The sequence below is a fragment of the Enterobacter sp. Ag1 genome (assembly GCA_000277545.1).
Lineage (GTDB): Bacteria > Pseudomonadota > Gammaproteobacteria > Enterobacterales > Enterobacteriaceae > Cedecea.
Genome location: AKXM01000016.1, coordinates 15,052 through 30,823, shown reverse-complemented (window position 1 = coordinate 30,823; position 15,772 = coordinate 15,052). Strand labels below are relative to the sequence as shown.

General features: G+C 51.5%; 12 protein-coding genes. 5 read left to right on the top strand and 7 right to left on the bottom strand.

The genetic code is table 11. From position 1 onward, the window contains the following. Window positions 1–15: 15 nt before the first annotated feature. From folM to ydgH, 3 genes are all read right to left on the bottom strand, one after another. Window positions 16–747 (bottom strand): dihydromonapterin reductase, encoded by a 732-nt coding sequence (gene folM, locus A936_RS07800; RefSeq protein ID WP_071530479.1) that lies wholly within the window; start codon window positions 745–747, stop codon window positions 16–18. Window positions 748–771: 24 nt separating this feature from the next. Beyond that, window positions 772–2,154, bottom strand: a complete 1,383-nt coding sequence (locus A936_RS07795) for an amino acid permease (protein WP_008456382.1) — start codon at window positions 2,152–2,154, stop codon at window positions 772–774. Between the two features lie 188 nt (window positions 2,155–2,342). Further along, window positions 2,343–3,287, bottom strand: a complete 945-nt coding sequence (gene ydgH / locus A936_RS07790; RefSeq protein WP_008456381.1) for a DUF1471 family protein YdgH — start codon at window positions 3,285–3,287, stop codon at window positions 2,343–2,345. A 544-nt stretch (window positions 3,288–3,831) separates the two neighbouring features. Between ydgH and pntA the strand changes: the two genes are divergently transcribed. The 4 genes from pntA to potE all read left to right on the top strand — a co-directional run bounded on the left by pntA (window position 3,832) and on the right by potE (window position 11,019). Further along, window positions 3,832–5,361 (top strand): Re/Si-specific NAD(P)(+) transhydrogenase subunit alpha, encoded by a 1,530-nt coding sequence (gene pntA, locus A936_RS07785; protein ID WP_008456380.1) that lies wholly within the window; start codon window positions 3,832–3,834, stop codon window positions 5,359–5,361. 10 nt (window positions 5,362–5,371) lie between these two features. Then, window positions 5,372–6,760, top strand: coding sequence for a Re/Si-specific NAD(P)(+) transhydrogenase subunit beta (gene pntB, locus A936_RS07780; RefSeq protein ID WP_008456379.1), 1,389 nt, complete (start codon window positions 5,372–5,374; stop codon window positions 6,758–6,760). A gap of 499 nt (window positions 6,761–7,259) precedes the next feature. Next, window positions 7,260–9,563 carry an Orn/Lys/Arg family decarboxylase gene (locus A936_RS07775; protein ID WP_034808279.1) on the top strand — a complete coding sequence of 768 codons (2,304 nt, stop codon included), beginning with the start codon at window positions 7,260–7,262 and terminating at the stop codon, window positions 9,561–9,563. A 31-nt stretch (window positions 9,564–9,594) separates the two neighbouring features. Beyond that, a complete protein-coding gene (gene potE, locus A936_RS07770) occupies window positions 9,595–11,019 on the top strand; it encodes a putrescine-ornithine antiporter (protein WP_008456377.1) in 1,425 nt (474 codons plus the stop codon). A gap of 112 nt (window positions 11,020–11,131) precedes the next feature. Here the strand turns inward: potE and uspE are convergent, their stop codons facing one another. The 3 genes from uspE to ogt form a co-directional block, all read right to left on the bottom strand. Beyond that, window positions 11,132–12,082: a universal stress protein UspE gene (uspE, locus tag A936_RS07765; protein ID WP_008456376.1), complete on the bottom strand. Its 951-nt coding sequence runs from the start codon at window positions 12,080–12,082 to the stop codon at window positions 11,132–11,134. Between the two features lie 133 nt (window positions 12,083–12,215). After that, window positions 12,216–12,968, bottom strand: coding sequence for a fumarate/nitrate reduction transcriptional regulator Fnr (gene fnr / locus A936_RS07760; RefSeq protein WP_008456375.1), 753 nt, complete (start codon window positions 12,966–12,968; stop codon window positions 12,216–12,218). A gap of 192 nt (window positions 12,969–13,160) precedes the next feature. Beyond that, window positions 13,161–13,676 carry a methylated-DNA--[protein]-cysteine S-methyltransferase gene (ogt, locus tag A936_RS07755; protein ID WP_008456374.1) on the bottom strand — a complete coding sequence of 172 codons (516 nt, stop codon included), beginning with the start codon at window positions 13,674–13,676 and terminating at the stop codon, window positions 13,161–13,163. 438 nt (window positions 13,677–14,114) lie between these two features. Between ogt and smrA the strand changes: the two genes are divergently transcribed. Continuing rightward, window positions 14,115–14,678: a DNA endonuclease SmrA gene (gene smrA, locus A936_RS07750; protein ID WP_008456373.1), complete on the top strand. Its 564-nt coding sequence runs from the start codon at window positions 14,115–14,117 to the stop codon at window positions 14,676–14,678. A gap of 24 nt (window positions 14,679–14,702) precedes the next feature. Here the strand turns inward: smrA and A936_RS07745 are convergent, their stop codons facing one another. Continuing rightward, window positions 14,703–15,626 (bottom strand): LysR substrate-binding domain-containing protein, encoded by a 924-nt coding sequence (locus A936_RS07745; protein ID WP_008456372.1) that lies wholly within the window; start codon window positions 15,624–15,626, stop codon window positions 14,703–14,705. Window positions 15,627–15,772: the final 146 nt, after the last annotated feature.

Here is a 15,772-nt window from a genome sequence, read left to right as displayed (position 1 = left end):
GGTTGGTAAACAGTGTTAGCGTAGGTGCCGGCCACCGTCTACGGCATGGCTTCTGCCGGTGACATAGCGGCTGGCCAACAGATACTCAACCAGACGCACAATTTCCTGTTCACCCGGGGCGATTTTCATCAGCGATTTGTTAAGCGAGCGCTGGCGGTAGTCGGCATCGTCGTCGGTGTTAAACATGATCAGGGCAGGCGCGATGGCGTTGACCTTGACTTCCGGGGCCAGTTTAAGCGCAAAAGAGAGCGTCATATTTTCCAGTGCCGCTTTACTGGCGGCGTAAGCGATATGTTTGTCGCTGCCGCGCTCCGCCACGTAATCGGTCAGATGGATGATATCGCTGCCCGCCTGACCGTGTCCTCTCAGCAAGCTCTCCAGCTCATGGTTAAGTAAGTAGGGCGCGGCAACATGAACCTGCATCATTGCCTGTAGCGTATCGCACAGGGCCGTGTCGCGGGTTTCTGGCTTCCATTCGCTGGCATTATGAATGATGGCGCGCAGCGCGGGCGTGAGTGACTTCACCCGTTCAGCGAATTCAAGGATGCCTTCATTCGTTGAAAAGTCGGCGTACAGGCAAGTGACACCGGCCTGTTCGAGTTTGTCGACAGCGGGATGGCGAGTGCGATAGCTGACAATTACCGGCTGAGATTTAGCCAGAAAATGCTGAGCCAGTGCCAGGCCAATACGCTGGCCTGCACCGGTGATAAGAATAGGTCGGTTAATAGCTTGGCTCCCCTCATCCAGAATAGTTGCCGGGGAAAGGATTCGTTACCCCACCAGCATCCACGTTGCCGGAAATGCTGCCAGCAGCATCAGGCAAATCATCGTTCTTTCTTTTAAATTTAGCGACTTTTCGTGCGTATGGGTACGACGCGCGTAAATAAAGACTAATAATCCAGGCGCATACAATACGACCGAAAGCAGCAGATGCATCGGGCCTGACGCATAAAGCAACCACAAACCGTAGAGGCAGGCTCCAAAACCAATCGCCTTGTGTAGAGGGCGGGTCGCGATTTTTAGCAGGTATGCACCCACCAGGAAATAAGGCACCAGAATCATTTCTGAGGCGATGGTTAGCAGCGTGTTGTAGTCCGACCCGGTCAGCCAGATCAGCACGAGGCACACCTGCACGCTAATATTCGTCAGCCAAAGAGAAGCCGACGGTGCGTTGTTTTTGTTCTGACGGGCAAACATTTTGGGGAAAGCTTTATGGGTTGCCGCCAGCAATGGCACTTCTGCAGCCATAATTGTCCAGCTCAGGTACGCGCCGCACACGGAAACAATCAATCCGGCAGCAATAATCACTTCCCCCCACGGGCCCATCATTTCGACCATCAGGCCAGCCATCGACGGATTGCGCATTGCAGCAAGCTCAGGGCGAGCAACTACGCCGAGTGAAAGTAGCGTGACCAGCAGGTAGACGCTGAGTGCGGCAATGACAGCCAGAAGCGTTGCTCTGCCAACGTCTTTTTTATTTCTTGCTCGTGCGGATACCACCACGGCCCCTTCCACGCCGATAAAGACCCAAAGGGTAATCAGCATGGTGTTTTTCACCTGTTCCCAGACGGGAACGCCGAGTTTAATACCGGTAAAATCGAGAGAGAAGGTAGATAGCTTAAAAGCAACTGCCGCCAGTACCACAAACATCCCCAAAGGCAGCAGCTTCGCAAGCGTTGCGACCAGGTTGATGCTGGCCGCCGTTTGTACGCCTCGCAGCACCAGCCAGTGCACCATCCATAACAGAACGGATGCGCCAACAATGGATTGCCAGGTATTGCCGTCGCCGAACAGACGCAGCTCAGGCGTGTCGGTAAAGAAGCTAAGGGCGGAGAAAACAATGACCAGGTAAGAAACGTTGGCGATCACCGCGCACAGCCAGTAACCCCAGGCCGAGAAAAAGCCGATAAGCTCCCCAAAGCCCTCACGCGCGTAGGTGAATATTCCGCCGTCCAGGTCGGGGCGGAGTCGGGTAAGCACCAGCATCGCCAAAGCCAGCAGGAGAATACCTACGCCAGTGATCGCCCAGCCGATCAGCAACGCAGCCGGACTCGCAACGCTTGCCATATTTTGCGGCAAGCTAAACACGCCTGCGCCGAGCATGGAGCTTAATACCAGCGCGGTGAGCGCTGCGAGGCCAAGTTTCTTTTCCATACGCATCCTGTTGAGGTCAGAAGTGTTCCAGCATAATTATTATGCTTTTTCGCATATAAATGGAGGATCACGCTAAGGCGCGGGATTTTACGGAGTGTGCACACTGCTTGCAATGCGTGTGGTGCGATAAAATGATTTGAGTGCAAAAAAAAGGGCAGCGGAAGCTGCCCTTTGATTGATGGTGTATCTTATTTAAACAGGTCTGCGCTGACGGTTAAGTTGTTACCTTGTTCCTGCCACTGGCGAGTGATGTGGTAGAACTTAGCCCCTTTATCAGCTGCACGCTTCGCAACCTGGTAGGAAACTTCGGTCATGCTGCTGAAGTTACCGGTGAACTTAATGCTGTCAAATGGCACCATTTGAGCAGCCGTTATCTTGTTGACTTCCTGTACTTTGGTGCCGTTTGGTAGCGTTACGGTATAACGTGAGCCCTGAGATGACTGGGTTTCAAAGAAACGGCCAACGTCGGAAGACGGCGTTTCTGAAGAAGCAACACCTGGAATTTCCACATTTTTGGCAGCAGCGCCGCCCGCGGCGAGCGCGGCTTTACCTGCTTCGGAGTTTGCTGGCAGCAGGTCCGGACTTTGCACAACGCGTTTTTTAGCGTCAGCTTTATAGATAAACGCCGTTACGCGCTGGTTGCCGCCCTGGTTGGTATCGACCTGGCGCACGATAAAGAAGGAGGCAGCCCCTTTTTCGCGTGCAGCTTTAGTAATGGCATCATTAACGTCCGGTTGGGTACGGAAGAAACCCTGAACGGTGACGGTATCAAAGGGTTCCAGTCGATAAGCCTGGTCTTTCGGCAGCTCCATCACGCCATTGATGACGCGGTTCTTAGGCGCATCGGCTTTAGGTGCATCATTCTTATAAACATCAGCCACGACGCGGGAGTTGCCGCTTTCACCCATTGCGCTGGTGTCCAGCACGTAGAAAGAAGCGGCCCCGATAGCATCTGCGCGGCGAGATACGGCGGCCACGGCATCGCCGATAGCATTAAAGCGGCCTGTGATAGTGATTCGATCGTACGGCTTAAGTGCGGCCGCCTGCTCTGGTGTCAGTTCGGTCGCCGCCTGAGCGGACAGCGAGGTGACGGAAATAAGAGCTGACGCCAGAAGGGTGTTCTTGAGATTCATAAAAATAATCCTTCGCCTTGCGCAAAATGAATACAGGTACTTCTCTGATTAGGACCGATTAGATGCCGATTATGGCTGGAAATAACGTCCTTGTCTGCGGCATTTTTCGCGCCTTGTGCCTTCCCGGCGATGAATAACCGCGACAAACGTTATTAAGTTAAAAAAAGAGGCGTTCACCGCTAAAACTGATAAAGCTTATGACTTATTTGGTTAAAATGTTGTTAAAATTGGTTTTTGTTGCGGCGTAGAATCATGTCTTACCGTCTCGGTTAAGCGTATTATCAGGCCTCGGCGTGTAAATAAAGATTAAAACAACTGTCTGAGCGCCTGATGACTGAATTTTTGCGATAAAAATAGAAATACCAGGATGCGGATGTAGATCACAGTCGTTATTTTCAGTAGGTTATAAAAAGTTTGTTACAGATGTATTTTTTGTTGAAGTGGTAATGGAACAGATATCTGCCTGCGCGTGCGGGCGGATGCTTGCGTCTGGCCATGGCAAGGTCTGGCAAACCATCATCAAAAACAGATGGAAGGGAATACTATGCGTATTGGTGTACCAACAGAGCGGTTGGCCAATGAAACCCGTGTAGCCGCCACGCCGAAAACGGTAGAGCAGCTGATTAAACTGGGATTCACTGTCGCCGTTGAAAGCGATGCGGGGAAACTGGCAAGTTTTGACGACGAAGCGTTTGAGCGCGCGGGGGCGATCGTTGCCAGCGGCACGGATGTCTGGCAGTCGGACATTATCCTTAAAGTGAACGCCCCGCTGGATAACGAAATTGGGCTTGCTCGTGAAGGTTCGACGCTGGTCAGCTTTATCTGGCCGGCGCAAAACCCGGAGCTGCTTGAAAAACTGGCGGCGCGGAACATCACCGTTATGGCGATGGACTCAGTGCCGCGTATTTCACGTGCGCAGTCGCTGGACGCGCTTAGCTCCATGGCTAACATCGCCGGTTACCGCGCGATTGTCGAAGCCGCACATGAGTTTGGCAGGTTCTTCACCGGGCAAATCACCGCCGCCGGTAAAGTCCCGCCAGCTAAAGTGATGGTTATCGGCGCGGGTGTTGCGGGCCTGGCGGCGATTGGCGCGGCCAACAGCCTCGGGGCAATTGTTCGTGCGTTTGATACCCGGCCTGAAGTGAAAGAGCAGGTGCAAAGCATGGGCGCCGAATTCCTGGAGCTGGACTTCAAAGAAGAAGCCGGCAGCGGGGATGGCTATGCGAAGGTGATGTCCGAAGCCTTTATCAAAGCCGAAATGGCGCTGTTTTCGGCTCAGGCGAAAGAGGTGGATATCATCGTCACTACGGCGCTGATTCCGGGCAAACCTGCACCGAAGCTGATTACCCGTGAAATGGTGGATTCCATGCAGCCGGGCAGCGTGATTGTCGATCTGGCGGCACAAAACGGCGGCAACTGCGAATACACCGTTGCGAACCAGGTCACCGTGACGCCTAACGGGGTGAAGGTCATTGGTTATACCGATCTGCCGGGTCGTTTGCCGACCCAGTCCTCCCAGCTTTACGGCACTAACCTCGTCAACCTGGTCAAGCTGCTGTGTAAGGAAAAAGACGGCAATATCACCGTTGATTTTGATGATGTGGTTGTGCGCGGCGTGACCGTTATTCGCGAAGGTGAAGTCACCTGGCCTGCGCCGCCGATTCAGGTTTCCGCTCAGCCGCAGGCCGCTGCAAAACCAGCTGCTGAGCCGGTCGAAGAGAAAAAACCAACGTCTCCGTGGTTTAAATATGGCCTGATGGCGCTGGCAATTATTCTGTTTGGCTGGTTCGCAAGCGTGGCGCCAAAAGAGTTCCTTGGTCACTTCACCGTCTTTGCGCTGGCCTGCGTGGTGGGCTACTACGTGGTATGGAACGTCTCCCATGCTTTGCATACGCCGCTCATGTCGGTGACGAATGCTATTTCAGGGATAATCGTGGTAGGTGCGCTGCTGCAGATTGGCCACGGTGGCTGGGTCAGCTTCCTGAGCTTCATTGCGGTACTGATCGCCAGTATCAATATTTTTGGTGGTTTCACCGTCACTCAGCGCATGCTGAAAATGTTCCGGAAGAACTAAGGGGTAACACATGTCTGGTGGATTAGTTACAGCTGCATACATTGTTGCCGCGATCCTGTTTATTTTTAGCCTGGCTGGCCTGTCGAAACACGAAACCTCAAAGCAGGGTAACCTGTTTGGTATCGCCGGGATGGCGATTGCGCTGGTGGCGACCATTTTTGGCCCGGAAACTGGCAATGTCGTGTGGATTATCATCGCGATGGTTATCGGCGGGGCGATTGGTATTCACCTGGCGAAGAAAGTCGAAATGACCGAAATGCCGGAGCTGGTTGCCGTGCTGCACAGCTTTGTGGGCCTGGCGGCGGTGCTGGTTGGCTTTAACAGCTACCTCGATCACGGTCCGGGCCTTGAGCCGATCATGGAGAATATCCACTTAACGGAAGTCTTCATTGGGATCTTCATCGGGGCAGTGACCTTTACCGGCTCTATTGTCGCCTTTGGCAAGCTGCGCGGTAAAATTTCGTCTAAACCGCTGATGCTGCCAAATCGTCATAAGCTCAATCTGGCGGCGCTGGTGGTTTCCTTCGCGCTGCTGCTGGTATTTGTGCGTACCGAAAGCGTTGGTATGCAGGTTCTGGCCGTGCTGGTGATGACTATCATTGCGCTGGCGTTTGGCTGGCACCTGGTGGCGTCCATCGGCGGGGCAGACATGCCGGTTGTGGTGTCGATGCTTAACTCTTACTCCGGCTGGGCCGCAGCGGCTGCGGGCTTTATGCTCAGCAATGACCTGCTTATTGTCACTGGTGCGCTGGTGGGGTCTTCTGGTGCCATCCTCTCCTACATTATGTGTAAGGCGATGAACCGCTCGTTTATCAGCGTGATTGCCGGCGGTTTTGGAACCGACGGTTCTTCAACCGGTGAAACGGAAGAAGCGGGTGAACACCGTGAAATCAGCGCGGAAGAAACGGCTGAAATGCTGAAGAACTCCACGTCGGTGATCATCACCCCAGGCTACGGCATGGCGGTAGCCCAGGCGCAGTATCCGGTGGCGGAAATTACCGAGAAGCTGCGTGCACGCGGAGTCAAAGTTCGTTTTGGTATTCACCCTGTCGCGGGGCGTTTGCCTGGGCACATGAACGTTTTGCTGGCTGAAGCGCGAGTGCCCTACGACGTCGTGCTGGAAATGGACGAGATCAATGACGACTTCGCCGACACCGACACCGTGCTGGTTATCGGGGCGAACGACACCGTTAACCCGGCTGCTCAGGACGATCCGCGCAGCCCAATCGCCGGTATGCCGGTGCTGGAAGTGTGGAAAGCGCAGAACGTGATTGTGTTTAAGCGCTCAATGAATACCGGTTACGCAGGCGTGCAGAACCCGCTGTTCTTTAAAGAGAACACCCAGATGCTGTTTGGTGATGCCAAAGCCAGCGTCGAAGCGATTCTGAAAGCGCTGTAAGCGTTAGCCGTCTTGTGAATGCCGTCCAAATGGGCGGCTTTTTTTTGGGGTACGGGACAGGAACGAAAACGCAGGTTCAGGCGCAATCAGAGCGAAGCCGCAGCGTGTGATATTTTACAAAACAAACAGATCTGGAGGACGAAGGTATTGAGAGGATCTCAAGAAGATATTTTTAGTTTTAGAAATAAACAATCACGCCATTTGTCATCATCCTGTAAAAATATTGATTTCAGCGAATTGGGTTATCATCGGGAAAAATTGTCTGTATATCCTGAAAGCCACTAAGTTTATTCAGGCCTTTCTACGAGGCTGTTAAACATCCCATAGCTGTAGATGTGAAAGTACGCAAGAAATGATTTGAGCATTTCTGTTAACGCCATCTGATCCAGCATGGTCTATATTGGAGAGTGGTATACGATAGAGGTGATTCAACATTTCATTTTGAATATAAATTGTCTGTTTTTATTGAAAATAAAATCGCACAATCCCGGAGGTTACTATGGATATTCGCAGTGAAAGGATAATATCGCTAAAGGCGTTAATTGTTCATAATTCTGCCTGTCATGTTAGCGTAGTCAATGATTCTATTTCTAATCTTATTAATGCGTTAAACAGTAAGGATGTCGCCACTGTTTATGCCGATTCTGCTGATGACGCCGCCGCGGTTTTAAATAATGATGAAACTATTGAGCTCGTACTCCTCGATTGGGTAATGAGTGACAGTGAGCAGAATAATGAATCGGCAAAGAGAGTAATACAATCTCTTCGACGTAAAAATCAGTCCATCCCTTTATTTCTATTATTAGATAATCGACAGACTGAGAATTTAAATCATGAAATAATGCGTGAAACTGATGAGTTAATTTGGGTTCAAGAAGATACGCCTTTTTTCCTGGCAGGTAGAATTCATTCGTCTATTTTAGCTTATCGGGATAAAATTGTTCCGCCGCTCACTCGTGCAATTTTTGAGTTTGCGGAAAAATATGAATATTCATGGCATACCCCAGGCCATGCCGGGGGGACGGCATTCATGAAATCGGCCGTTGGCCGGGCATTCCATGATTATTTTGGGGAAAATCTTTTGCGCTCCGATCTTTCTATTTCCGTCGGAGAATTAGGGTCTCTGCTGGATCATAGCGGTCCGATTGGTGATAGCGAAAAATTCTGTGCCCGGGTATTTGGCGCGGACAGGGCTTATACCGTTACCAATGGTTCTTCTATGTCCAACAGGGTCATTATGATGTCTTCCGTAGCCCGTGACGACTATGCCCTGTGCGACCGCAACGCCCATAAATCTACGGAACAGGCCCTGACGATGACGGGGGTCATCCCAACGTATTTAATGCCTTCGAGAAACTACCTCGGCATTATTGGGCCGGTATATGCCCGTCAACTGAGTGGTGATGCAGTGAAAGAAGCTATCGCCTCAAACCCTCTCGCCACAGATAAGAATAAAAAACCGCTGCACAGCATTATCACAAATTCGACCTATGATGGCCTGACCTACCATGTGCCTACGGTTATTAAGCAGCTCAATAGCAGCGTCGATCGTATTCATTTTGATGAGGCATGGTACGGCTATGCGCGATTTAACCCCCTCTACGCAGAACGTTTTGGCATGTATGGAGAACCCGAAGATTATCCAAGGGATCTGCCGACAATTTTCACTACAACCTCAACGCACAAGCTGTTAGCTGCACTTTCGCAGGCATCGCTGATTGGGGTGCGGGATGGACGAAATTCGGTTCCTCATGAACGCTTCAACGAAGCTTATATGATGCATGCCTCGACGTCGCCGCTGTATCCGATAATTATGGCTAACGAAGTTTCGGCTGAAATGATGCGGGGGCAAAGTGGTCAGCACCTTACCACAGAATCAATTACTGAAGCGGTTCGTTTTCGCCAGGCCGTCAGGCGTATTCGAAGAGAACTTCAGGAAAATGATGACTGGTTTTTCTCCACCTGGAATGCAGACTTTGTCCCCGACCCGGAGTCCGGAAAGAAAATTTCTTTTGAAGATGCGCCCCTGTCTCTTTTAGTTACCGACCCTCGTTGCTGGGAATTGCGAGAGGGTGATATATGGCACGGTTTTAAGGGAATCGAAGACAGCTACTGTATGCTGGATCCGATAAAAGTGTCCGTCGTGATGCCCGGCGTGGCGACGGATGGCTCACTTGAGAACGCCGGCATTCCTGCTGCACTGGTGACGGCTTTTCTTAGCCAGAAAGGCATTCAAGTTGAAAAGACCACTGATTTTACCATTCTGTTTCTTTTCTCCCTTGGTATTACCAAAGGGAAATACGGAACATTGATCAATGCATTACTCAAATTTAAAGATGCATACGATAACAATATTCCGGTCAAACACCTCCTTTATGCACATGAAAACGAATGCCCTGAGGCGTTCAAAAATAAAGGATTGAAAGATCTTGCTAATGAAATGTTCCTCTTTTTCAAAGAAACAGATCTCATAAAGGTTCAGGAGAAAGCCTTCACCATATTACCGAAACCGGTACTCACTCCAGCCGAGGCTTATATCAGGCTCGTACACAACGATATTGAAACAGTTAGCATGGATGATCTTTACAACCGCACTCTCGCGACCGGTGTTGTTCCTTATCCGCCTGGAATTCCAATGATCATGCCAGGCGAGAACGCGGGAGATAAAGATAGCCCATACATCAAATATTTGCAGATTCTGCAATTATGGGATCGGCGATTCCCAGGTTTTGGCCATGATATCCATGGTGTAGAGAATAAAAATGGGGTTTATTACGTTCAATGCCTAAAAGAAAGCATCTAACGGTAACCCAGTTAGCTGCAGGAGAGTGAATATGGCAATTAAGAAAATGAGTGTCACTCAGCTAACAATGTTGACTGCCATCAACATGTTAGGATCGGGAATAATATTACTACCCACTAAGCTGGCTCAAGTCGGGAATATTTCGATAGTATCCTGGGTGATTACTGCCGTGGGTTCAATGGCGCTGGCCTGGGCTTTTGCCTGCTGCGGTACGATGAGTAATAAGCTTGGTGGCATGGGCGGTTACGCTGAGTATGCCTTTGGTAAGGCGGGGAATTACATTGCAAACTACACCTATGGCGTTGCGATCGTCATTGGTAACGTCGCGATCTCCATCACTGCCGTGGGTTATATTATTGGGCTATTCAATATTAATCCTAATCCTCTGCAAATTGGATTAATGACGATAGGACTTTTATGGTTAACCACGTTTGCTAATTTTGGTGGAGCCAGCATAACCGGTAAAATTGGTGGCGTCACTGTTTGGGGGGTGATCGCGCCGGTCGTGGTGGTATCGACGGTGGGATGGTTCTGGTTTAAACCCGAAATATATGCCGCAGGCTGGAACCCTCATAACAGCACGCTACTTGATGCCGCAGGCTCTTCCGTAGCAATCACGCTGTGGGCCTTTCTTGGGCTCGAATCAGCCTGCGCGAACAGTGATGCGGTGGATAATCCTAAAAAGAATGTACCCATCGCCGTGCTCTTCGGGACATTGGGCTCTGCGGTTATCTATATCGTGTCGACCAACGTCATTGGCGGAATTATTCCAAACGCTGAACTTGCCAGTTCAAACGCGCCGTTTGGCCTGGTATTCGCCACGATGTTTACTCCCATGGTAGGGAATATCATCACGGGCCTGATGATTATCGCCTGCATCGGTTCCTTACTGGGCTGGCAGTTCACTACTGCACAAGTCTTCAAGAGTTCTGCGGAAGTGGGCTATTTTGTACGAATTTTCGCTAAATGTAATAAGAGTGGAACCCCCATCGCAGGAATGCTGATTCTGTTAGGGATTCAAACCATTCTGGGGTGGTTTTCAATTCCCGCCAGCCCTGACGGGACTCGCTACGGCTGGATTCATCATGTAGCCACCGGTAATCTGGGTGTCTCTGACCAATTTTCAACCGTAGTTGACCTGTCGGTCGTCACGAATCTTATTCCCTACATCCTGTCTATGGCAGCTCTGGTAACAATTCAGGAAATCAACCGGGTACCCAGCCATAAGGCTCTGTTGAATAACGCAATCGCAGGGGTTGGGGCTGCGTACAGCTACTTTGCGTTAGTGAATTCTGGTGATAAGGCTTTGATGTACGGGGGCGTAGCCACCATTCTTGGCTTTACATTGTTTGGCGCCGTCAGTGCCAGATTTGTGAAGGGGGAACAACTCGTACATCCTGACCGGGTTATCACTGGGGAAGAGGATGTGCCGGCTATCCCGTACCGGGATAAGTAAAAGGCCCGTGCTCGGGCAGAATAGCTGGAACGTATTCGGCTCCAGCCACTGACCAATAAAAACCCCGCAGGTAAATGGGCTGCGGGGTTTTTTGCCTGAATGGATGGCCACATCAGTCGTCTTCCGGGTCGTCCATCTCAACCGGCGTCTGGTAATCGTCCGGTTTTATCACCAATAAATCACAGCGCAAATGGTCGATAACCTGTTCCGCGGTGTTGCCCAGAAACGCTGCGGAAAGTCCCGTTCGCCCGACGGTGCCGAGTACCACAATCCCGGCCTGAAGATGCTCGGCCAGGTCAGGGATCACCTCTTCCGGCAGGCCTTTCTCGACGTGCGTCATCTTTTCATCAATGCCGTATTTCTGACGCAGCGCCTTCATGGCCACCAGATGCTGGCCGCGAATGGCGTCGTTATACACGCTCGGATCAAAATCAGGCAGCTCAATGGCAATGTTGATGGGGGTAACCGGATACGCGCCAATCAGGTGAACTTCGGTATGGTTGACATCATCCGCCAGCTTCAGCGTCTCTCTCACCAGTTTTTCATTCAGCGCGTTGTGGTAAAGCTCTTCGCTGGCAAGGTTCACCGCCACCAGCGCCTTGCCGCCTTCCGGCCACGGCTGGTCTTTGACCATCCACACCGGGCAGGGGCATTTACGCAGCAAATGCCAGTCGGTTGGAGTGAAAATCACGGCTTCCAGTTTGTCATGCTGGTGCGCCATTTTTAGCAGCAGATCGTGCCCGCCGGCGATCACTTCCTGGATAATGGCTTCGAACGGGCGGTTATGCCACACCACCTTGATATCAATAGGAATACCGGCTTCGATATAGTACTGCGCCTGTTGCTTAATCCAGGCCGTGCGCTGGCTGATAACCCCTTTGCGCATTGCGGTGCGTTCATCGGGGGACAGAAGCGTGGTCATTTCGTAGGAAAAATCATAGATAGGCAGGAAGGCTTTGATCCTGCCGCCAATCCGTTGATGCAAATAAACAGCGCGCCGCAGGGCAGGCTGATCGTCCTGATTAGGATCAATCGCGACTAGCATGTTTTGGTAGTTTGCCATACAGGTCTCCTTACAACTGCTTAACCACAGTCTGTGAAGTAAGATTAACCCATAAGAAAGGAATGAAACAGGTGAAGAGCCCTTGCCGGATCAATAAAAGGGATAAAAGCCGATCCGGCAAAGGGGAGGGTTATCAGGCAACGCTGCGCGACTGGCCCGCGAGGTCGGATAACAGATCGATATTCTCAATAGTGATGTACTTGCCTTTCACCGCCAGCATACCGTTTTTCTGGAAGCGGCCCAGCAGGCGGCTGATGGTTTCTACCGTCAGGCCCAGGTAGTTACCGATATCGCCACGGGTCATGGTCAGGCGGAACTCACGCGGTGAGAAGCCACGCTGCGCAAAGCGGCGAGAAAGATTGTATATAAACGCCGCCAGGCGCTCTTCGGCATTCTTTTTGGACAGCAGCAAAATCATGTCCTGATCGCCTTTAATTTCGCCGCTCATCAGGCGCATCATCTGCTGGCGCAGGCTCGGCATTTTACCGGACAAATCGTCGAGCGTTTCAAACGGGATTTCACAAACCATCGACGTTTCGAGTGCCTGAGCAAAGCTCGGATGATGGCCAGTGCCGATGGCGTCGAAGCCGACCAGGTCGCCCGCGAGGTGGAAACCGGTGATTTGCTCATCGCCTTGCTCGGTAATGGTGTAGCTTTTGATGGTGCCAGAGCGAATAGCGTACAGCGATTTCAGTTCATCACCTGCTTTAAACAGGGTTTGACCCTTTTGAATCGGCTTTTTACGCTCGATGATATTATCAAGCTGATCGAGTTCATGCTCATTAAGCGTGAAGGGGATGCATAATTGACTGATGCTGCAATCCTGACAATGGATAGCACAACCGCCAGACTGAATTCGTCGAATAATACGCTTTTCAGGGATCATAGATATGCTCGGACCGTAATTGATATTGGTCAATTTTAACATCTTTTTCGCGATCAGGTAAGTCTGGCAGAACGTTATTCGGACAATAATAAAGGGAGGGGGTTAAAAAAGGGTCTTCATCTTGTTGCATTCCCTGAAACATTAAAATGCAGCTACTCTTTTTTGGAATAAATAGCCGCACTTTTGGCACCATCACAGTAATAAATAACCTTCATGGCGCAGCAGCCACTCTTTCCGCGCCACGCCGCCTGCATACCCGGTCATCGTGCCGTTTCGACCAATGACGCGATGGCACGGCACCACAATGCTCACCGGGTTTGAGCCGTTCGCGGCGCCGACAGCGCGAGCGGCCCCGGCGCGGCCTAGCTGTTCTGCCAGTTCGCCATAATGCATCACTCGTCCACAGGGGATATCGCGCAAAGCCTGCCAAACCTGACGCTGGAAATCCGTGCCAGCCGTCGCCGTGGGCAGAGTATCGATCACCGCCAGATCGCCAGAAAAATAGTCACGCAGCTTGTCACTAAGGCCCCCAGGGTTACGGCTGCTGACGCGTTGAAACCCTTGTTTCCCATAGTGAATATTCAACAGCTGCTCCATGCTGTCGCTGTGTTCTTCCCATTCCACGGCCCGAAGCCTGAATTGTTCGTCGCACAAGATCCACAGCGGCCCAAGCGGGGTGTCAATCTTATCTTCCAGTATTGTCAGCACGGTATTACTCCGTTTTTTGTCAGGCCTGAACGAATGCGCGGCCCATTTTGAGGCTGAAAAGATAACATGCCCCCAGCGGCGTCAGCCAGACCTCAAAAGGATTATCACCGCATCTAAATTTCCAGGCGAAGACGGAAAATAATGGCCGGAAGTAGAAAAAAAAGTTTGATAACTTCCCTGACTTATCGCCCGAAATAGTTAGCGACTGACCGTCTGATTGCGGCGGTGATTATTTCCCCGGTGAAGGGAATAATAATTTCTTTTACGGTTATTTGATTTACCTTTTTTTAACGTAAATGCAAACTTTATATTTTAATTTTAAAGATCCGGTGACATAAATAATTTGCCAACTATTCTGGAATATCTCCCACGGCTGTCCCGTTGAGCCTCAGGCAGGGCGGGGTTATAGTAGCGGCAGCTAACTCAGGAGGATTGACCGTGAACCTTGACGACAAATCGCTGTTTCTTGACGCCATGGAGGATGTCAAACCGCTGAAAAACTGTGCGGACAGCCAGTGGATCAAACCTCAGAAAGAGCACATTGGCGTGAAGCCAGACCCCATCCAACTGGACAACTTTCTCACCACCGACTTTTTGGACATCATTCCCCTCGACACGCCGCTGGAGTACAAGCGAGAGGGTCTGCAGAGCGGCGTCCTGGACAAGCTCCGGCTCGGAAAATACGGCCAGCAGGCAAGTCTTAATCTGCTCCGCCAGCCCGTAGAGCGCTGCCGGCAGATGTTGTTTGCCTACATTATGCAGGCTAAGCAGGATGGCCTGCGTAATGTGCTCATCGTGCACGGCAAAGGACGAGAAGATAAATCCCATGCCAACGTGGTGCGTAGCTTCCTTGGGCGCTGGCTGGCCGAGTTTGACGAAGTGCAGGCTTTTTGCGTGGCGATGCCGCACCACGGTGGAAGCGGGGCCTGCTATGTTGCTTTAAAAAAATCAGAACAGGCCAAACTGGAAACCTGGGAGAAACACGCCAAAAGAAGCCGCTGAGCGGCGGGATGGCGGCGAGCTCCCTCAGGACGGCATTGATTTACGAATCGACGACAGCAGAATTTGCGCAGCCGTTGAGAGCTGAGTGTCCACCCGCGTAAGGATCCCGATAGGTTCCCCGACGCCCGGAATCGGGACAGGAAGCGCGGCCAGCGTGCCCTGGCGCAAATCGTCCTTCACCGCGCCGGAAGGCACAAACCAGACATAGTTGTAGTCGACGGTCAGCTGGCGGGAGAGCGAAGCCGACAGCGTTTCGATGCAGGTTGAAGGCAGCTTGCAGCCCTGTGACGCGAGCAGAGATTCCGCGTTATCGCGCGGCACCGTGCCCTGAGGGGAGACCACCGCGGGCCATTCCATCACCCGGCTAAGGGTAATATTTTCATGCAGCAGCGGATGGTTAGGGCGAACAACCAGCTTGAGAGACTCCAGGAACAGCAGTTCATAATTCAGGCCCGTCATTAGCTCAGGATCGGACATGCGCCCGATGCCTAAATCCAGTTCCCCGGACTTCAATCCCGCCAGCAGCATGGTGTTATTCATGGTGCCAACCTGCAGGGTGACGTCGCTCTGCTGCCTATGAAACTCGCCGATCACCGCCGGTAAAATACCCAGCGCGGCGGTAGGCAGCGCGCCAATACGTATCACATCAGAAGGCCGGTCTTCCCGGCGTACAAACGACTGCCCGGCATGATTCAGGGCATCAAGCACTTTTACCGCATGGGTTAAAAACTGCTCGCCGGTGAGCGTTAGCTGAGCGCCTAACCGCCCGCGTTCGAACAGACGTGTGCCGGTAAGCTGCTCCAGCTCATTGAGGGTTTTGGAGAGCGCCGGCTGGCTCAGGTTTAGAGTTTCAGCCGCGCGACCCAGTGTTCCCTGCTGAGCGACGGCCACGAAAGTATGTAAATGGCGCAAGCGAATGCGCTGACTGAAGAGACCATTTTTTTCCATAAGCAATGTTAAAAACAGTCCGGCTTAGCTGACAAGCCTCGGTGTTGAATTTTGATAACTTCATTGCAAAATATTATTAACATTTTGTTATGACCAGGCACATAACCACTTTAAATAAGAGAAGATTTTTTCGACAAAAGGGCGCT